The organism is Ornithinicoccus hortensis, from assembly GCF_006716185.1.
GTDB classification, from domain to species: domain Bacteria; phylum Actinomycetota; class Actinomycetes; order Actinomycetales; family Dermatophilaceae; genus Ornithinicoccus; species Ornithinicoccus hortensis.
The window spans coordinates 1,098,278-1,117,220 of the sequence record NZ_VFOP01000001.1 but is presented as its reverse complement, the minus strand read 5'-3'; the positions used below and the strand labels follow the sequence as shown (position 1 = coordinate 1,117,220).

17 protein-coding genes are annotated in these 18,943 nt (G+C 70.7%); 2 read left to right on the top strand and 15 right to left on the bottom strand.

The window, feature by feature from the left end; all coding sequences use genetic code 11:
- Positions 1-19 precede the first annotated feature (19 nt).
- Positions 20-1,666, top strand: coding sequence for a GAF domain-containing sensor histidine kinase (locus FB467_RS05130; protein ID WP_170230571.1), 1,647 nt, complete (start codon positions 20-22; stop codon positions 1,664-1,666).
- A 10-nt stretch (positions 1,667-1,676) separates the two neighbouring features.
- Here FB467_RS05130 and FB467_RS05125 read toward each other — a convergent pair whose 3' ends face one another.
- The 4 genes from FB467_RS05125 to FB467_RS05110 form a co-directional block, all read right to left on the bottom strand.
- Positions 1,677-2,231 carry a hypothetical protein gene (locus FB467_RS05125; RefSeq protein WP_141784139.1) on the bottom strand — a complete coding sequence of 185 codons (555 nt, stop codon included), beginning with the start codon at positions 2,229-2,231 and terminating at the stop codon, positions 1,677-1,679.
- A 132-nt stretch (positions 2,232-2,363) separates the two neighbouring features.
- Positions 2,364-3,014, bottom strand: a complete 651-nt coding sequence (locus tag FB467_RS05120; protein ID WP_141784138.1) for a response regulator — start codon at positions 3,012-3,014, stop codon at positions 2,364-2,366.
- Positions 3,015-3,036: 22 nt separating this feature from the next.
- Positions 3,037-3,546, bottom strand: a complete 510-nt coding sequence (locus tag FB467_RS05115; RefSeq protein WP_141784137.1) for an SNARE-associated domain-containing protein — start codon at positions 3,544-3,546, stop codon at positions 3,037-3,039.
- Positions 3,547-3,555: 9 nt separating this feature from the next.
- On the bottom strand, positions 3,556-4,206 hold the full coding sequence (locus tag FB467_RS05110) for a CDP-alcohol phosphatidyltransferase family protein (protein ID WP_141784136.1): 651 nt from the start codon (positions 4,204-4,206) through the stop codon (positions 3,556-3,558).
- 127 nt (positions 4,207-4,333) lie between these two features.
- On the opposite strand from FB467_RS05110, the gene FB467_RS05105 reads away from it, so the two are divergent.
- Complete coding sequence (locus FB467_RS05105; protein WP_141784135.1) at positions 4,334-5,005, top strand: HAD family hydrolase; 672 nt, start codon at positions 4,334-4,336, stop codon at positions 5,003-5,005.
- A gap of 8 nt (positions 5,006-5,013) precedes the next feature.
- Here FB467_RS05105 and FB467_RS05100 read toward each other — a convergent pair whose 3' ends face one another.
- Genes FB467_RS05100 through nuoE form a run of 11 tightly spaced genes read right to left on the bottom strand, consistent with a single transcriptional unit; the run spans position 5,014 to position 18,935 of the window.
- Positions 5,014-6,033 (bottom strand): polyprenyl synthetase family protein, encoded by a 1,020-nt coding sequence (locus tag FB467_RS05100; protein WP_228393261.1) that lies wholly within the window; start codon positions 6,031-6,033, stop codon positions 5,014-5,016.
- Entirely contained in the window at positions 6,030-7,559 is a 1,530-nt protein-coding gene (gene nuoN / locus FB467_RS05095) for an NADH-quinone oxidoreductase subunit NuoN (RefSeq protein WP_141784134.1), read from the bottom strand. The genes FB467_RS05100 and nuoN overlap by 4 nt, the downstream gene beginning before the upstream one ends.
- The gene (locus tag FB467_RS05090) at positions 7,559-9,088 is read right to left on the bottom strand and encodes an NADH-quinone oxidoreductase subunit M (protein ID WP_141784133.1); all 1,530 of its coding nucleotides are present in this window, start codon (positions 9,086-9,088) and stop codon (positions 7,559-7,561) included. Before FB467_RS05090 ends, nuoN begins: the two co-directional genes overlap by 1 nt.
- The gene (nuoL, locus tag FB467_RS05085) at positions 9,088-11,037 is read right to left on the bottom strand and encodes an NADH-quinone oxidoreductase subunit L (protein ID WP_141786475.1); all 1,950 of its coding nucleotides are present in this window, start codon (positions 11,035-11,037) and stop codon (positions 9,088-9,090) included. The genes FB467_RS05090 and nuoL overlap by 1 nt, the downstream gene beginning before the upstream one ends.
- 15 nt (positions 11,038-11,052) lie before the next feature.
- The gene (gene nuoK, locus FB467_RS05080; RefSeq protein WP_141784132.1) at positions 11,053-11,352 is read right to left on the bottom strand and encodes an NADH-quinone oxidoreductase subunit NuoK; all 300 of its coding nucleotides are present in this window, start codon (positions 11,350-11,352) and stop codon (positions 11,053-11,055) included.
- Positions 11,349-12,200 carry an NADH-quinone oxidoreductase subunit J gene (locus tag FB467_RS05075; protein WP_141784131.1) on the bottom strand — a complete coding sequence of 284 codons (852 nt, stop codon included), beginning with the start codon at positions 12,198-12,200 and terminating at the stop codon, positions 11,349-11,351. Before FB467_RS05075 ends, nuoK begins: the two co-directional genes overlap by 4 nt.
- Entirely contained in the window at positions 12,197-12,868 is a 672-nt protein-coding gene (nuoI, locus tag FB467_RS05070; protein ID WP_141784130.1) for an NADH-quinone oxidoreductase subunit NuoI, read from the bottom strand. The genes FB467_RS05075 and nuoI overlap by 4 nt, the downstream gene beginning before the upstream one ends.
- Positions 12,861-14,285 (bottom strand): NADH-quinone oxidoreductase subunit NuoH, encoded by a 1,425-nt coding sequence (nuoH, locus tag FB467_RS05065; RefSeq protein WP_141784129.1) that lies wholly within the window; start codon positions 14,283-14,285, stop codon positions 12,861-12,863. The genes nuoI and nuoH overlap by 8 nt, the downstream gene beginning before the upstream one ends.
- Positions 14,282-16,771, bottom strand: coding sequence for an NADH-quinone oxidoreductase subunit G (locus tag FB467_RS05060; protein ID WP_141784128.1), 2,490 nt, complete (start codon positions 16,769-16,771; stop codon positions 14,282-14,284). Before FB467_RS05060 ends, nuoH begins: the two co-directional genes overlap by 4 nt.
- Positions 16,768-18,081: an NADH-quinone oxidoreductase subunit NuoF gene (gene nuoF, locus FB467_RS05055; protein ID WP_141784127.1), complete on the bottom strand. Its 1,314-nt coding sequence runs from the start codon at positions 18,079-18,081 to the stop codon at positions 16,768-16,770. The genes FB467_RS05060 and nuoF overlap by 4 nt, the downstream gene beginning before the upstream one ends.
- On the bottom strand, positions 18,078-18,935 hold the full coding sequence (nuoE, locus tag FB467_RS05050) for an NADH-quinone oxidoreductase subunit NuoE (RefSeq protein ID WP_141786474.1): 858 nt from the start codon (positions 18,933-18,935) through the stop codon (positions 18,078-18,080). Before nuoE ends, nuoF begins: the two co-directional genes overlap by 4 nt.
- Positions 18,936-18,943: the final 8 nt, after the last annotated feature.

The following is an 18,943-nucleotide window of genomic DNA, read 5'->3' as shown; positions in this document are numbered from 1 at the left end:
CGACGGTAGCGTTCATCCGGTGGACGCCACCACCGCAGAGGACGACCGGGTGCCCGCCCCCGGCTCCGACACCGCGCACCGCCTGGGCACGCTGCTGACCGCCGTGCACGACCTGGGCGCCGGCACGGACCTGGACGCCGTGCTGCACCGGATCGTCGTGCTGGCCTGCGAGGCCTCCGGGGCCCGCTACGGCGCCCTCGGCGTGATCGACGAGCGGGAGCCGGACCGGTTGGCACGGTTCATCACGCACGGCCTCACCGAGCAGGAACGGGCGGAGATCGGCGACTTCCCGCGCGGCCGCGGTCTGCTCGGGCGGCTGATCCACGACCCGCGCCCGGTGCGCCTGGACGACCTGACCCAGGCACCGGACTCCTCCGGTTTCCCGCCCGGCCACCCCCCGATGCGGACCTTCCTGGGGATGCCGGTGCGGGTGGGCGAGCGGGTCTACGGCAACCTCTACCTGACCGAGAAGGCCGACGGCCAGCCGTTCACCGTCGAGGACGAGCAACTGGTCGAGGGGCTCTCCCTCGTCGCGGGCTCGGTCATCGACTCGCTGCAGGAGCGCTCCGTCAACGCCGTCCAACGGCAGGTGATGGAGGGCATCTGGGACGTGCTGCGGGAGCTGCTCAGCGAGGTCGACATCGAGGTCCTGCTGCCCACCGTGACCGCCCACCTGCTCGACCTCACGGCAGCGGGCGCGGTCGCGGTCGTGGCCGTCGACGAGACCGGCCGGCAACAGGTGCTGGCTGCCTCGGGCGCGGATGCCGCCGCGTCCCTCGCCGCGCGGCGGGAGGCGCTCGAGCACTGCCTGGCGACGGGCGAACAGGTGGACCTGACCGACCCGGCGACGCCGCCAGCGCCGGACGCCGCCCCGCGGGGCGACCGCACGACCGTCCTCCCGGTCCACCCGCGTTCCGGGCAGGTCGTGGCCCTGGTGGTGAGTGGCTGGCGCCCGCCGGCCGGGATGGGCGAGGCCCAGGGGCAGGACCTGTTGCGGGCCTTCTCGCTGCAGGTCACCCTGGTGCTGGACCAGGTGGACCGGGAGAACGACCAACGGCTCCTGGCGCTCCTGGAGGACCGTGACCGGATCGCCCGGGACCTGCACGACCTGGTGATCCAGCGGTTGTTCGCCACCGGCCTGCAACTGCAGGGGGCCAGCCGGCTGGCCGTGCGTCCGGAGGTGCTGGAGCGTCTCCAGTCGGCGGTGACCGAGCTGGACGCCACGATCCGTGACATCCGGGCGACGATCTTCGAGCTGCAGCACCGTCCCGGGCAGAGCTCGCTGCGGGCCGACCTGCGCAGCCTGATCACCAGCTACGCCTCCACCCTCGGCTTCACCCCGGTCGGGCAGTTCGAGGGCCCGGTCGACAGCGCGCTGGACGACGACCTGCAGATCCACCTGCTCGCGGTGCTGCGGGAGGCGCTGTCCAACGTGGCCCGGCACGCCGGGGCGTCCTCGACGACCGTGCGGGTGACCGTCGCCGACGACGTGGTGACCTGCCGGATCAGCGACGACGGGGTGGGCGTCCCGGACCACATCAAGGAGAGCGGGCTGCGCAACATCCGCAGCCGGGCCCGGGCCCGCGGCGGAGAGGTGGAGATCAGGAATCGGGACCCGCACGGCACCGAGGTGTCGTGGCGGGTCCCGTTGACCCCACCGGGCTAGCGCACCGGCGTCACCGCAGGATCGGGTAGCGCCGCACCAGGGAGGTGCCGGCCCACCAGCGGCCCAGGCCCCAGGTGTCCCCGGCGAGGGCGACGGCGAACAGGATCAGGGCCACCGCACCGGTCAGGTGGTCGTCGATGACCGGGTTGGTCGTGAGGGGCAGCGCGGCCAGGTACATCAGCAGGTACATCGTCGCGCCGGTCACGGCGGCGATCCGCAGGCCGGCGCCGGCGATCAGCGCGATGCCGATGCCCAGCAGGCCGATCATGAACAGCGGGCTCACCCAGAACTGGCCGGCCAGCGACTGGAAGGTGGCGGCGAAGGTGCCCTCGGTGTTGGACAGGAACCCGGCGGTCGGGTCGCCGCCGTTGATCCAGGCGCGCTCCGCCGGGGTGGAGAACCCCAGGCCGAAGGTCTTGTCCAGGAAGGCCCAGAGGAAGTAGAAGCCGAACATGACCCGCAGCACCGCCATGACCTTGCGGGCGGCCGGGCTCAGCACCCCGGCCCCCTGGACCTCGACCGGTGCCGTCGCGCTCGTGGTGTGGTGGGTGATCCTGGTAGCCATCGTCCTTCTCCTCGTCGTGGCGGGCAGGTTTTCCTGCCACTTCCATGCTCGCGGGAGAGCGGGTCGGGCCCCAGGGTCCAGGGGCCGCAACCGGCGGGACCAAGGTCCCGACCCGGGCGGTCGCGGCCGGGGCTACTTGTCGAACAGCTTGGCGCCCAGCACGGCCGCCTGGGTGCGGCGTTCCAGCCCGAGCTTGGCCAACAGGCTGGAGACGTAGTTCTTCACCGTCTTCTCGGCCAGGAAGAGCTGGGCGCCGATCTGCCGGTTCGTCATCCCCTCGGCGATCAGCGCCAGGATCCGGCGTTCCTGCTCGGTGAGCTTGCTCAGGGCCGCCTGCTGCGGGTCCCCGTGCCGCAGCCGGTCCATCACCCGCGCGGTGAGCGCCGGGTCCAGCAGGGACATCCCGGCGGCCACCTTGCGGATCCCGTCCACCAACTCCGTGCCGTTGATCTGCTTAAGCACGTAGCCGGAGGCCCCGGCCATGATCGCCGAGAACAACGCCTCGTCGTCGTCGTAGGAGGTCAGGATCAGCGCCTTGATGGTCGGGTCGACGGCCCGGATGTCACGGCATACCTCCACCCCCGAGCCGTCCGGCAGCCGGCCGTCCAGCACCGCCACGTCCGGGCGCAGCGCCGGGATCCGCCGGGTGGCCTCCTGGGCCGACCCCGACTCCCCGACGATCTCGATGTCGGGCTCGCTGGACAGGAGGTCGTGCAGGCCCCGCCGGACGAGTTCGTGGTCGTCCAGGAGGAAGACCTTGATCGGGGTGCTGGCGGGATCCATGGGCACAGTTGTACCGCCTCGGTCAGTGCGACGCGAGGGCGACCGGCACGGACAGCACGAGCAGCCGGGCGCCGCGCCCGACGAAGGTGGCGAGCACGAAGATCCACAGCGGGGTCTTGCGGGCCCCCGCGACCACGCTGACCACCGCCAACGGCGGCATGCCCACGGCGGCCGACAGCAGCACCACGCCGCCGGCCGGCCAGGTGTGGTCCAACAACCGGAACAGGTTGTTGCTCCACTCCACGATCCGTTGCCACCAGGCCGGCCCGCTGCCGGCCTTGCGGCCCGGGTTGCGCTCCTTCCACCTGTCCAGCCAGACCGCGCCGCCGCGGGCGGCCTGGAAGATCACGATCTTGCCCACCGTCTGCCCGGCCGTCATGCTCAGCACCGAGAACAACCAGCCGGTGGGCTGCGCCACGGGCAGCGCCAGCGCGACGACCTCGATGTTGAGGACGGGGAACAGCGCAGAGGCGAAGCCGTAGAGGAAGGTGAGCCCCGCCACGACCGCGGGTTGCCCGTCCAGCCAGTCCACCCGCGCGGCTCAGTTCGGGGTGATCGTGCCGGTGGACAGCCCGCGCATGCGGACCAGGGACCAGACCTTCAGCACACCGACCGCCGCGGCCACCACGGTTGCCGGGACCGGCCAGCCGACCAGGCACAGCAGCACCACGACGGAGGTGTTGACCGCCTTCGCCGGCGGCGACCAGTTCCACCGGTAGATCGTCCGGTCGACCTGGTGCATGTCGTTCGGGCCCTTCACCGGCCAGTAGAGGAAGCCGAGCGTGAGCATCGTGTCCAGGACCGCGAACTGCACCAGGAAGACCGCGATCGGGACGGCGACCTCGGGCTCGATCCGGATGAACGCCGCCGCGCACAGGATGGTGCAGGCCCGGTCGCTGATGATGTCGAAGACGGCACCGAGCCGGGTCTCCTGGTCCAGGGCCCGGGCCGACCAGCCGTCGGCCATGTCGCCGACCCAGTAGACGGCATACGCCACGATGAGCAGGGGGACGGACGCCTCGACGAGGGCGAAGACGGCGAGCACGACGGACACCACGGTGCGGACCAGCGTCACCCCGTTGGCGACCGTGTCGAGGCGCTCAGTGGTGCGGACCGTCCCGGCCCACCCGTCGCGGTCGGCCCCCTCGGGGGTCGCCGACGGCGGCGTCGGCGAGGACCCGCCCTGCGCCATGCCTGACTCCCTACTCCCCTGCCGCTGGTTGCCGTCCATCACCTTAACCCGGGACGCCCGCCCACCCGCGCGCCGCGTCGGCATTTCCCGGTATGCCGGGTGCCCCGCCCGTGACACGATGGGCGGCGTGCAGAGCGACCACCCGGCCCCCGACCCGCTGACCACCCTGCGCGGGATGGCCGCCGACGCCGAGGTCTTCGTGTTCGACCTCGACGGTGTCGTGCGGGACTTCGACCTCGCCACGACGCGGGAGGTCACCGCCCGGATCGGGCTGACGTCGGAGGAGTTCTTCACGATCGCCTTCCACGAGAGCCGGCTCGGCGCGGTCATCGTCGGGGACATCACCTTCGCCCAGTGGCGCAGCAGCATCTGCGAGGGCCTGGTCGAGCACGGGATCGACGCCGAGGACGCGACCCGCGCCGTCGACGCGTGGCTCGCCGACCGCGGCACGCCGATCCGGCCGACGGTGGCCCTCATCGAGGAGCTGCAGGGGGCCGGCAAGCGCGTCTTCCTGTTCACCAACGGCACGGACAACATCCCCGCCGAGCTGCACCAGATCGGCCTCGGGCACCTGGCCGGGGTGGCGCTGAACAGCGCCGACTTCGGCGTCGCCAAGCCGGACCCCGGTGCGTATGCCGCGGCGCACGCCGCGGTCGAACGGCACCTGGAGCGCCCGGTCACCCGGTCCGCGGTGGTCTTCACCGACGACCGGTTGCCGAACGTGGAGGCGGCCGAGCGGTTCGGGTGGCGGGCGGTCCACTTCCGCGGCGTGCTCAACCCCGGACTGCGCTCCAGCTGACGAGGCGCTCAGGTCGAGCGCAGCGCGACGCCGGTGACCATGGCCCTCAGCGCCTGCACCGCCGGCCCGTCCTCGAGCCGGGCCAGCAGCTCCTCGGCGCCCTGCGCCATCTCCAGGGTGTGCCGCTGCGCCTGCTCCATGGCGGGGTGCTCCCGCAGCAGGGTCAGCGCCCGCTCCAGGTCCGCCTCGTCGCCGATCGGGCCGGCGAGGAGCTGCTGCAGCTCGGCGTCGGCGGGGTCCGTGGACGCCCGGGCGAGGAGGACCGGCAGGGTGGCCTTGCCCTCCCGCAGGTCGGTGCCCGGGGTCTTGCCCGAGTCGTCGGCGTCCGAGGCGATGTCGAGCAGGTCGTCGGCCAGCTGGAAGACCACGCCGATCCGCTCGCCGTATGCCGTGAGGGTCCGGATGGTCTCCTCGTCGGCCCCGGCGAACAGCGCGCCGTAGCGGGCGGCGGTGGCGATCAGCGCCCCGGTCTTGTCGGCCAGGACCCCGAGGTAGTAGTCGACCGGGTCCTCCCCCTCGCCGGGGGGACGGGTGTCCCGGATCTGCCCGGCGCACAACCGGACGAAGGTCTCCGCCTGGATCCGGACGGCTTCGGCGCCGAGCCCGGCGACGACATACGAGGCGGTGCCGAAGAGCAGGTCGCCGACCAGGATCGCGGTGGAGTTGCCGTAGGCCCGGTTCGCGCTCGGGACCCCGCGGCGCAGGTCCGCCTCGTCCATCACGTCGTCGTGGTAGAGCGAGGCCAGGTGAGTCAGCTCGACGCCGACGGCGGCGTCGACCACGCGGGCGTTGATCCCACCGGCGACCTCGGCGCACAGCAGCGCCAGCAGGGGGCGGAACCGCTTGCCTCCCGCGCGGGCCAGGTAGCCCCCGGCCTCGGCCAGGAACTCCTCGTCCGAGGACACCGCCTCGGTGAGTCGGGCGTCGACGGTCTCCAGGCCCGCCAGGATCCGCTCGTTCAGCGCAGGGTCGACCCCGGGGATGACGGTGGCCGGTCCGGGGTCGTGCGTCGTCGGGACGGGGCTCACCGCAGGAAGGTGGCCGCGCCCTCGGCCAGTTCCAGGAGCGGGGAGGGCGCGACGCCGAGGCCGAGGGTGATCGCCAGGCCGGCCACCACCGCGAAGGTGGTCAGCCAGGAGGGCCGCACCACGTGCGTCCCGACGGACTCGTCACCGAAGTACATGACCATGATGAGCTTGAAGTAGATGTAGGCGGTCACCGCGCTGGCCAGCACACCGACCACCGCGAGCCACCAGTAGCCACCGTCCACCGCCGCGGTGAAGACCGCGAACTTGCCGGTGAAGCCGGAGGTCAGCGGGATCCCGGCGAACGCGAGCAGCAGGAAGGCGAAGGCGCCGGCGAGCCAGGGGCTGCGCTGGGCCAGGCCGGACCACTGGGTGATGTGGGTGGCCTCCGAACCTGCGGTCCGCACCAGGGTAACCAGGGCGAAGGCCGGGATCGTCATGAAGCCGTAGGCCATCAGGTAGAACATCGTGCTCGAGGCACCGGTCTGCTCCAGGGCGATCAGGCCGGCCAGGATGAACCCGGCGTGCGCGATCGAGGAGTAGGCCAGGATCCGCTTGATGTCGGTCTGCTGGATCGACATGACGGCGCCCACCACCATGCTCAGCGCCGCGACGGCGGCCAGCACGGGCTGCCAGTCCAACCGGGCGCCCTCGACGGCCACGTAGAAGATGCGCAGCATGGCGCCGAACGCGGCCACCTTGGTGCACGCGGCCATGAACCCGGTGACGGGGGTGGGTGCCCCCTGGTAGACGTCCGGCGTCCACGCGTGGAAGGGCACGGCACCGACCTTGAAGAGCAGGCCGACCGAGAGCAGCAGGATGCCGGGGGCCAGCAGCCCCTCCATCCCGACCCCGGTCGCGACCGTGTCGGCGATCACGTCCAGCCGCATCGACCCGGCGTAGCCGTACAGCAGCACGGCGCCGAACAGGAAGAACGCGGAGGAGAACGACCCGAGCATGAAGTACTTCAGGGACGCCTCCTGCGAGAGCAGCCGGCGGCGGCGGGCCAGCCCGCAGAGGACGTACAGCGGCAGCGACAGGACCTCCAGGGCGATGAACATCACCATCAGGTCGTTGGCCGCGGGGAAGAGCATCATGCCGCCCACCGACAGCAGGGTCAGCGGGAAGATCTCGGTGGTGGTGGCGCCGAGCTTGGTCGCCAGCGCCTCCTCCTGCGAACCGGGGATGGAGACCCCGGCCTGGGTGAACGCGTCGGGGGTGGCGCCGCCGAGCCGCTCGCCCATCACCATCACGCCGGTGAGGGCCAGGGCGAGGACCAGCCCCTGGATGACCAGGGCCGGGTCGTCGGTGACCAGGGCCCCGGCGGCGGTGATGCCGGTGTGGTCCCGGCTGACGGTGACCAGCGCGACCAGCGCGAGCACCAGGGTGCCCACGGTCAGCGGCAGCTGGATGGCGTAGCGCTGGCCGCGGCCGGCGAAGCCCTCCACCAGGCAACCGACCAGGCCGCCGGCGAAGACGATGATCAGCGGCAGGAACGCCAGGTAGTCGATCTCCGGAGCGGTGAACATCAGCGATCACTCCCCTCGAGGTCGGCGGTCGGCGCAGGGTCGGTGATCCCGACCGTCTGCAAGGTGGTGGTCACGGCGGGCTCCAGCGCGTCGATGACGGGCTTGGGGTAGAACCCGAGGACCAGGAACGCGGCGATCAGCGGAACGACGACCACCTTCTCCCGCACGGACATGTCCGTCACCGGGGCGGACAGCTCCGGGGCTGGCCCGGTCGCGAGCTTCTTGTACCAGAGCAGGATGTAGAGGGCCGCCAGGATGACCGCCGAGGCGCCGACGACGGCGAACGCCGGGTACCGCTGGAAGGTGCCCACGATCACCATGAACTCGGACACGAAGGCGTTCAGGCCGGGCAGCGCCAGGCCGGACAGGCCCGCCACGAGCAGCGTGCCGGCGATCAGCGGGGTGACCTTCTGCCACCCGCCGTAGGACGGGATGTGCCGGCTGCCGCCGTTGCGCACGATGAGCATGCCGGCGATCAGGAACAGCGCCGCGGTGGTGAACCCGTGGTTGACCATGTAGAGGGTCGACCCGGTCTGGCTCACCGTCGTCATGGCGAAGATGCCGAGCACGATGAAGCCGAAGTGGCTGATCGAGGTGTAGGCGATCAGTCGCATCATGTCGGTCTGGCCGATCGCCAGCAGCGCCCCGAACAGGATCGAGATGACGGCCAGCACCATCACCACCGGGGTGGCCCACTCGCTGGCCTCCGGGAAGAGCTGCAGGCAGAACCGGATCATCCCGAACGTGCCGACCTTGTCCAGCACCGCGACCAGCATCACCGAGGTGGCCGGACGCGCCTCGCTGGCGGCCTTGGGCAGCCAGGTGTGCAGCGGCCACATCGGCGCCTTGATCGCGAAGGCGAGGAAGAAGCCGAGGAACAGCAGGATCTCGGTGGTGCCGCCGATCTCGAGGCCGGTCAGCCGCTCCAGGAGGAATCCGTCGCTGCCGCCGGGGCCCTGCAGGTACAGCGCGATGACGGCGACCAGCATGACCAGGCCACCGAGTAGCGAGTAGAGCAGGAAGCTGGTGGCTGCCGCGGCCCGCTGCTTGCCGCCGTAGCGGCCGATCAGGAAGTAGACCGGGACCAGCATCGCCTCGAAGAAGACGTAGAACAGGAAGACGTCGGTGGCGGCGAAGACGCCGACCATGAACGCCTCGAGCAGCAGCATCCAGGCGAAGTAGCCGTGCTGGCGGCGCCCCTCGTTGGGCACGTCGTCCCAGGCCGCGACCAGGCAGATCGGGACCAGGATCACCGAGAGCACGATCATGGTCAGCGCGATGCCGTCCATGCCCAGGGCGAAACTGACGCCGAACTGGGGGATCCAGGAGTAGGTCTCCTGCAGCTGCAGCTGCCCGGCGGTGCCGATGTCGAAGTTGCTGGCGGCGACGGCGGTCAGCGCCAGGGTCACCAGCGAGAACGCCAGGGCGACCTCACGGACCCGGCCGAACCCCTTGGGGAGCAGGGCGACCACGAGAGCGCCGACGGCCGGAACCAGCAGCAGGGTGGTCATCCACGGAAAGTCGGTCATCACTGCATCACCCACACGACTCCGAGAATGGCGACGACGCCGGCCAGCATCGTCATGGCATAACTGCGGACGAACCCGTTCTGGGTGCGGCGCAGGACTCCTGAGAGGCCGGACAGGCCGCCGGTGACCCCGCCGACCAGGCCGCCGTCCACGACGTCGTCGTCGGCCGCGACCATCCCCTTGACCAGCTGGTCACCGGGATGCCGCAGGAAGATCTCGTTGACGTCGTCCTGGAACAGGTCACGCCGCGCGGCGCGGGTGAGGAAGGAGCCCGCGGGAGCCACCTGCGGGACGTCCTGCCGGACGTAGTTCCACCAGGCGAGCGCCACACCGGCCGCCATCAGCACGAACACCAGGACCTGGATCGCCAGGACCGGGATCACCGGCTCGTGGTGTTCGACGTGACCGAAGACGGGCTCCAGCCAGTCGTTGAAGATCCCGGTGGGCCACAGGGCCGCGCCGAGGGCGACCGAGCCCACCGACAGGATGATCATCGGCACCGTCATGGTCAGCGGCGACTCGTGCGGGTGAACGTCGTCCTCCCACCGCGCGTCGCCGTGGAAGGTCATCAGGAACAGCCGGGACATGTAGAAGGCGGTCAGGCCGGCCGCCAGCATCGCGGCGCCCCCGAAGATCCACGGGCGCAGTCCCTCGCCGACGAAGGCCGACTCGATGATGAGGTCCTTGGACCACCAGCCGGACAGGAACGGGAAGCCGATGATGGCCAGCCAGCCGGCGCCGAAGGTCAGCCAGGTGATCTTCATCTTCGTGGACAGGTCACCGAACCGGCGCATGTCGACCCCGTTGTTCATGGAGTGCATCACCGAGCCGGCCCCGAGGAACATCCCGGCCTTGAAGAAGCCGTGGGTGATCAGGTGGAAGATCGCGAAGACGTAGCCGATCGGGCCCAGCCCGACGGCGAGCATCATGTAGCCGATCTGGCTCATCGTGGAGGCCGCCAGCGCCTTCTTGATGTCGTCCTTGGCACAGCCGACGATGGCACCGAAGACCAGCGTGATCGTGCCGACGATGGCCACCGCCAACTGGGCGTCGGGCGTGAGGTCGAAGATCGCCTGGCTGCGGGCGATCAGGTAGACGCCGGCGGTCACCATGGTCGCGGCGTGGATCAGCGCGGACACGGGGGTCGGACCGGCCATCGCGTCGCCCAGCCAGCTCTGCAGCGGGAACTGGGCCGACTTGCCGCAGGCACCGACCAGGAGCAGCAGCCCCAGGATAGTCAGGGTCGTCTCGCTGGCCCCCGCGGCGTTGCCGTGCACCCCGGCGTAGTCCAGCGAGCCGAAGGTGGACAGCATCACCGCCATCCCGATGAGCAGCGCGAAGTCACCGACCCGGTTGACCACGAAGGCCTTGTTGCCGGCGGTGGCGTACTCGGGGTTCTGGTACCAGAAGCCGATCAGCAGGTAGGAGGCCAGACCGACACCCTCCCAGCCGACGAAGAGCACCAGGTAGGAGTCCGCCAGCACCAGGACGAGCATCGCCGCCACGAAGAGGTTCAGGTAGGCGAAGAACCGGCGCTTGTGCGGGTCGTGGGCCATGTAGCCCAGCGAGTACACGTGGATCAGGGACCCGACGAAGGTGATCAGCAGGACGAAGGCCAGCGACAGCGGGTCCAGCAGGAACCCGACGTGGACCGACAGGTCACCGGCGCTCACCCAGTCCCACAGCTGGAGGGACAGCGACCGCTCGCCCTCGGGCTCGCCGAGCAGCTGGACCACGATCAGGGCGCCGACCACGAAGCTGCCCCAGGACAGCAGGGTGGCCAGCATCGGGCCGAACTTGTCGGTGGCCCGTCCGCCGACCAGCAGCAGTCCGGCACCCACCAACGGCAGGGCGACCAGCAGCCAGGCCAGGCCGGCCGTGCCGGTGGCCTCGACCGCCCGGACGGCACTGGGATCAGCGAGCGGCAGGATCGCGCTCGTCTCAAGCAAAGGCACGCTCGCTCCTTACAGCTTCAGCAGGTTGGCGTCGTCGACCGAGGCCGAGCGACGTGCACGGTAGATGGACATGATGATCGCCAGACCGACCACGACCTCCGCGGCCGCGACCACCATCACGAACAGGGCGTAGACCTGTCCGTCCAGGGAGCCGTGCATGCGGGCGAAGGTGACCAGCGCCAGGTTGCAGGCGTTGAGCATCAACTCGATCCCCATGAACACCACGATCGTGTTGCGCCGGGTGAGCACCACCAGCGAACCGATGGTGAACAGGATCATCGACAGGTAGATGTAGGCCGAGAGGTTCACCGCTGTGCCTCCTCGGTGGACTGGGTGCCGGCAGAGTCACGGGTGGCCTGGTCGTCGGCGTCGTCCGGCACCGGGGTGTCCGGGTGCGGGAACCCGGTGCCGATGGAGTCGTATGCCGTCTCCGTCGCCTCCGCGAAGATCTCCGGGTCGACCAGCTGGTCGCGGGCGACCAGCACGCGGGGGACGGAGATCTCGGTCGGGGTGCCGTCGGGCAGCAGCGCCGGGGTGTCGGAGGCGTTGTGCCGGGCGTAGATGCCGGGGTTCGGCTTGCCCGACAGCCACTGGCCGGACCGGACCCGCCGCGCGGCCGAGGCGCGCTGGTCGCGGCGCGGCAGCAGCCGTTCCCGGTGGGCCAGCACCATGGCGCCCATGACCGCGATCACCAGCAGCGTGCCGAGGACCTCGAAGCCGAAGACCTGGACGCTGAAGATCTCCCGGGCCAGCGCGGTGATCGATCCCTCGGCCTGGGCGGCGGCGAGGGCCTCGACCGTGTCCGGGAAGGAGACCTGGCCGACGATCGTCACGCCCAGCGCGAGGAAGAGGATGCCCAGGATCCAGGACCAGACCCGCTGGCCGGCCAGCGGCTCGATCATCGAGTCCGAGGCGTCCACGCCGATCGTCATGACCACGAAGAGGAAGAGCATCATGACCGCGCCGGAGTAGACGAAGATCTGGATGATGCCGACGAACTCGGCGTGCTGGGCGATGTAGAAGATACCCATCGAGACCATCACCAGCGCCATCGACATGGCGGCGTGCACGGCCTTGCGGGCGAACAGCAGCCCGAGGGCGCCCAGCACCGTGGCCGGTGCCAGCACCCAGAAGAGCAGGGCTTCCGCTCCGGTCATCGGGTGACCTCCTCGGACTGGTCCGTCTCCGCCGGGGTGTCCCGCTCCTCGACGTAGGCACGCTGCTCGGCGGTGGCGGTGGTCACCGTGCCGCGGTAGTAGTCACGCTCGGACATGCCCTCGGCCATCGGGAACGGCGGCGGCAGCATGCCCTCCCGCAGCGGGGCCAGCAGCTGGTGCTTCTCGTAGATCAACGGCTCACGGCGGCTGTCGGCCAGCTCGTACTCGTTGGTCATCGTCAGGGCCCGGGTCGGGCACGCCTCGATGCACAACCCGCAGAAGATGCAGCGCAGGTAGTTGATCTGGTAGACGCGGCCGTACCGCTCCCCCGGGGAGTACCGGGCGGCGTCGGTGTTGTCCGCGCCCTCGACGTAGATCGCGTCCGCCGGGCAGGCCCAGGCGCACAGCTCACAGCCCACGCACTTCTCCAGCCCGTCGGGGTGCCGGTTGAGCTGGTGGCGTCCGTGGAACCGCGGCTGTGTGGGGCGACGCTCCTCGGGGTACTCCTCGGTGTGCACCTTGCGGAACATGGTGCCGAAGCTGACACCGAAGCCCGCGACGGGGGCGAACAGGTCGGCGAAGAAGCCGCCGCGCTCGCTCGCCTTCGCGTTGCTTCCCTTGTTGACCGAGGACTTGGAGCCCGGGTCGGGGGTCTGTGACTCAGCCACGAGTGTCCTCCGTGCTGTCGGGTTCGGTCGGGTCGCCGGTGGCGCCGCCGGCGCTGACGGTGACCGGCTCGGCCCGGGTCACCGCGCGACGGGGTTCGACCAGCTTCTGGCCGGGCAGCGGCGGCACCGGGAAGCCACCCGCGAACGGGTCGACCTCGGCGGGGGGCTTGCGGGCGGCCAGCTTGGCCTCGCGGGCATCGCTGCTGCGCTTGTCCAGGAGCAGCAGTCCGCCGATCACGACGACACCCACGGCGGCCAGGGTGATCGGCAGCACGTAGCGTCCGTCGCCGAAGTAGCCGACCTGGGCGGCGCGGATCATCATCACCGCGACGACCCACACCAGCGAGGCGGGGATGAGCACCTTCCACCCCAGCTTCATGAACTGGTCGTAGCGCACCCGCGGCAGGGAGCCGCGCAGCCAGACGTAGAAGAAGATGAACAGCCACATCTTGATGGTGAACCAGAGCAGGCCCCACCACCCCTCGTTGAACATGCCGTCGTTGATCGCGGCGATGCCGGGGGGCGCCTGCCACCCACCCAGGAAGAGGGTGGTGGCCAGCGCGGACACGGTGAACATGTTGATGTACTCACCGAGGAAGAACATCCCGAACTTCATCGAGGAGTACTCGGTGTGGAACCCGCCACCGAGCTCGCCCTCGCCCTCGGCGAGGTCGAACGGCAGCCGGTTGGTCTCGCCGACCATCGTGATCACGTAGACCACGAAGGAGAAGAACAGCGGGATGATGTACCAGAGACCGTCCTGGGCCGCCACGATCTGGCTGGTCGACATCGATCCGGAGTAGAGGAAGACGGCGACCAGCGACAGTCCCATCGCGATCTCGTAGGAGATCACCTGGGCGGTGGAGCGCAGACCACCCAGCAGCGGGTAGGTCGACCCGGAGGACCAGCCGGCCAGCACGAAGCCGTAGGCACCGACGCCGGCCACGGCCAGCACCAGCAGCACCGAGACGGGCGTGTCGGTCAGCTGCAGGGGCGTGGTGTGCCCGAACATCTCGACCGTGCCGCCCAGCGGGATGATCGCGAAGGAGACGAACGCCAGCGACCCGACCATCAGCGGGGCCAGGACGAACATCACCTTGTCCGCGGCCTTGGGGATGACGTCTTCCTTCATCATCAGCTTCAGCCCGTCGGCCAGCGTCTGCAGGATGCCGATCGGACCGAACCGGTTGGGGCCCGGCCGCTGCTGCATCCGGCCGATGACGCGCCGCTCGAACCAGATGACGATGAGCACCGAGAGCAACAGGTAGACGAAGACACCGACGGTCTTGATCAGCGCCAGCCACCACGGGGTGTCGCTGAAGTCCGCCACGGGATAGTCGGTCATCGACACCGGCGCGGCGGCCAGGACCGACGGCCCGTGGGCGGCGAACTCGCCCACCGCGGCCAGAGCACTCATGCGACACCTCCGGTGTGTTCGGCGGCCCCGACCCGGACCACGGCCCCGGCGTCCACCCCGAGGGTGGCGCGGACCCGGGACCCGGTCGAGTTGGTCGGCACCCAGACGACGTGGTCGGGCATCTCGGTCAGTGCCACCGGCAGGGTGAGTGCCCCCTGGTCGGTGCTCACCAGGAGCGGATCGCCCTCCGCCACACCTGCGGCGGCGGCCGTCGCCGGGGAGAGCCGGGCGACCGGCGTCTTGGCGGTGCCGGCCAGGAAGGGCTCACCGTCCTGCAGCGACCCGAGGTCCAGCAGGTGGTGCCAGGTGGCCAGCACGGCCTCGCCCTGCGCCGGGCGGGGCGGGCCCGAGGCCGGGACCTGCGGAGCGGCCGGCCGGTCGGTCGCGCCGGCCAGGCCCTCCAGCTCGGTCCGGACCTGGTCGACGGAGAGGGTGCCCAGGGCGATGCCCATCGCACCGGCCAGCAGGTCGAGCACCCCGGCGTCGCTGCGGGCGTTGGAGTCCAGCGCCTGCTGGAACGGCCGGACCCGACCCTCCCAGTTGACGAAGCTGCCCGACTTCTCCTGCTGCGGCGCGACCGGCAGGATCACGTCGGCGTACTCGTGCACCGCGGACTCGCGCAGGTCCAGCGACACCACGAACGCCTTCTCCAGCCCGGCGCGGGCGGTGCGCGGGTCCTCCATGTCGTCGGGGTCGACCCCCGCGACCAGGAGCGCGGACAGCTCACCGGAGGCGGCGGCGGCAAAGATCGCCCCGCTGTCCCGGCCCGGTTGCTGCGGCAACTCGGCGCCCCACGCGGCGGCCACGGTCGCGTCCCCGAGGGGGCGGCCACCGGGCAGCAGGTTGGGCAGCGCGCCGGCCTCGACCGCGCCGCGCTCACCGGCCCGGCGCGGGACCCAGGCGAGCCGGGCCCCGGTGCTCTCGGCCAGCGCGGCGACCGCGGACAACCCGCCGGGCACCATCGCGAGACGCTCGCCGACCAGGATCACCGCGCCGGCGTCGAGCGCCTGGATGGCCTCGTGCAGCAGCCCCTCGTCGCCGGGGTGCTCGACCATCGCGCGGAGCACCTCAGCCTCGGTGCCGGGGGCGACCGGCAGCAGGGTGCCGTTCACCTTCTCCAGCCCGCGGGTGGCGAAGGGGGCCAGCGCGTAGACCGGGGTGCCGTTGGCCCGGTTGGACTTGCGCAGCCGCAGGAAGATCGAGGGCGACTCCTCCTCCGGCTCCAGCGCGACCAGCAGGACCGCGGAGGCGGTCTCCAGGTCACCGAAGGTCACGCTGGTGTTGCCGGCGACGCGGGCCGCCAGGAACTCGGTCTCCTCGACCGAGTGCGGACGGGAGCGGAAGTCGATGTCGTTGGTGCCCAACGCGGTCCGGGCGAACTTGCTGTAGGCGTAGGCGTCCTCCAGGGACAGCCGGCCGCCGGTGAGCACGCCCACCCCGCGGTCGGCCCGGGCCGCGCCCAGCGCACTGGCCGCGGCGGCGTAGGCCTCGTCCCAGGAGGCCACCCGGTACTGCCCGTCGGAGTCGCGGACCACGGGGTCGCGCAGCCGGTCCGGCTGCACGGCATACGGGAAGGCCCAGCGACCCTTGTCGCAGTTCCACTCCTCGTTCACCTCGGGGTCCTCCAGCGCCATCCGGCGCAGCACCACACCGCGGCGGTGGTCGGTGCGGATGGAGCACCCGGATGCGCAGTGCTCGCACACGCTCGGGGTGGAGACCAGGTCGAACGGCCGGGAGCGGAACCGGTAGGCCGCACCGGTCAGCGCACCGACCGGGCAGATCTGGACGGTGTTGCCCGAGAAGTAGGACTGGAACGGCTGCTCCTCGTAGACCCCGACCTGCTGCAGCGCCCCGCGCTCGATCAGCGCGATGAACGGGTCGCCGGCGATCTGGTCGGAGAACCGGGTGCACCGGGCACAGAGGACGCAGCGGTCCCGGTCCAGCAGCACCTGCGTGGAGATGTTGATCGGCTTGGGGTAGGTCCGCTTGACGTCCTCGAAGCGGCTCTTGGGCCGGCCGTTGGACATCGCCTGGTTCTGCAGCGGGCACTCCCCGCCCTTGTCGCAGACGGGGCAGTCCAGCGGGTGGTTGATCAGCAGGAACTCCATCTGGCCCTGCTGCGCCTTGTCGGCGACCGCGGAGGTGTGCTGGGTCTTGACCTGCATGCCGGGCGACACGGCGATGGTGCAGGACGCCTGGGGCTTGGGCATCGGCCGGTAGTTGCCGTCCCGGTCCGGGGTGGCCACATCCACCATGCACTGCCGGCAGGCGCCGACCGGGTCCAGTAGCGGGTGGTCGCAGAACCGGGGGATCTGGATGCCGATCTGCTCGGCCGCCCGGATCACCAGGGTGCCCTCCGGCACGCTCACCGGGACCTCGTCGATGGTGAGCTCGACCATCTTCACGTCCGGCTCGGCCGGGACCTCGGCGTTCCCGCCGGTGTCCACCGCGTTTCCACCGGAGGCGGGAGAGGAGTTGACGGTCATGCGGGCTGGCCCTCCTTGGCGAACAGGGTGGAGCGCTCCGGCGGGAACAACTCGTCGGCCGGCGTGTGCATCCCCGCCTCGAACTCCTCCCGGAAGTGCTGGACGGCGGAGGTGATCGGGCTGGTCGCGCCGTCTCCCAGGGCGCAGAACGCGCGGCCCAGGATGTTGTCACAGATGTCGACGAGCTTGTCGATGTCGTCCTGGGTGCCCTTGCCCGCCTCGAGGCGGGCCATGATCTGCTTGAGCCAGTAGGTGCCCTCCCGACAGGGGGTGCACTTGCCGCAGGACTCGTGGGCGTAGAAGTCGGTCCACCGGGCCACCGCACGCACCACGGACGTGGTCTCGTCGAAGATCTGCAGCGCGCGGGTGCCCAGCATGGACCCGGCCGCGGCCACGGACTCGAAGTCCAGCGGGACGTCCAGGTGCTCGTCGGTGAAGATCGGGGTCGAGGAGCCACCGGGCGTCCAGAACTTCAACTGGTGGCCCTTGCGGATCCCGCCGGCCATGTCGAGCAGCTCGCGCAGCGTGATGCCGAGCGGGGCCTCGTACTGGCCCGGGCGGGTCACGTGTCCGGACAGCGAGAAGAAGCCGAAGCCCTGCGACTTCTCGGTGCCCATCCCGGCGAACCACTCGGCGCCGTGCTGGAAGATCGGGGCGACGCTGGCGATGCTCTCCACGTTGTTCACGACCGTGGGGCGGGCGTAGAGGCCCGCGACCGCCGGGAACGGGGGCTTCAGGCGGGGCTGACCGCGCCGGCCCTCCAGGGAGTCCAGCAGCGCCGTCTCCTCACCGCAGATGTAGGCACCGGCACCGGAGTGCAGCGTGATGTCCAGGTCGAACCCGCTGCCCAGGATGTCCTTGCCGAGGTAGCCGGCGGCATACGCCTCCTCGATGGCCCGCTGCACCCGGCGGTGCACGTGCACCACCTCACCGCGCAGGTAGATGAAGGCGTGGTTACAGCCGATCGCGAAGGAGGTGATGATCATCCCCTCGATCAGGAACTGCGGGGCGGCCATCAGCAGCGGGATGTCCTTGCAGGTGCCCGGCTCCGCCTCGTCGGCGTTCACCACCAGGTAGCGGGGTCCACCGTCCGGCGGGGGCAGGAAGCCCCACTTCATCCCGGTGGGGAACCCGGCGCCGCCACGGCCGCGCAGGCCGGAGTCCTTGGCCGCCTGCACCATGTCCGCCGGGTCCATCTTCAGCGCCTTGCGCAGCGCCTGGTAGCCGTCGTTGTCCTCGTAGGTCGCTAGCGTCCAGGACTGCGGGTGGTCCCAGAACTTGCTCAGGATCGGCGTCAGCGTGGTGCTCACCGGTCCACCTCCTTGTCCCCGGTCGCCGGGGAGTCCGTGGAGCTGTGTTCGCCGCCGGCCTGCGGCGCTCCGTCACTCGTGACGTCCTGGTCCCCCGGGGTCGCCTCGTCGCCCGGAGCGGTCCACCCGCGCTCCTTGGCCAGCTTCAGCCCGGCCAGGGACGGCGCGCCGGCGCCCACCCCCTCGTCGGAGAGCCCGTCGTTGAACCCGGCCAGCACCCTGGAGACCTGCTTGAAGGTGCAGACCCGGCCGGCACCCCGGGTCGGGGTGACCGGCTTGCCCCCGCGCAGGTCGTCGACCAGCTCGGTGGCCGACTCCGGGGTCTGGTTGTCGAAGAACTCCCAGTTGACCATCACCACGGGGGCGAAGTCGCAGGCGGCGTTGCACTCGACGCCTTCCAGGGTGATCTTGCCGTCCGGGGTGGTCTCGTCGTGGCCGATGCCGAGGCGCTCGCTGACCGCCTCGAAGATCTGGTCCCCGCCCATGATCGCGCACAGCGTGTTGGTGCACACGCCCACGGTGTACTCACCGTTGGGGTGCCGCTTGTACTGGGTGTAGAAGGTCGCGACACCGGCGACCTCGGCGGTGGTCAGGTCCAGCAGCTCGGCGCAGAACTGCACGCCCCGGCCGGTGACGTAGCCGTCGACCGACTGGATCAGGTGCAGGATCGGCAGCAGGGCGGACCGCTTCTGCGGATAGCGCGCGATGATCTCGGCGGCGTCCGCCTCCAGCTGGGCCCGGACGTCCGCCGGCCAGTCCTCGTCGCTGGCGTGCAGCGGGTCCTGCCGGTGCAGGGCACCCTCGAAGCGGCCGGGGCCCTCCTTGTCGATCCCGGCGCCGAATGTCGTGCGCATCGTGCCCT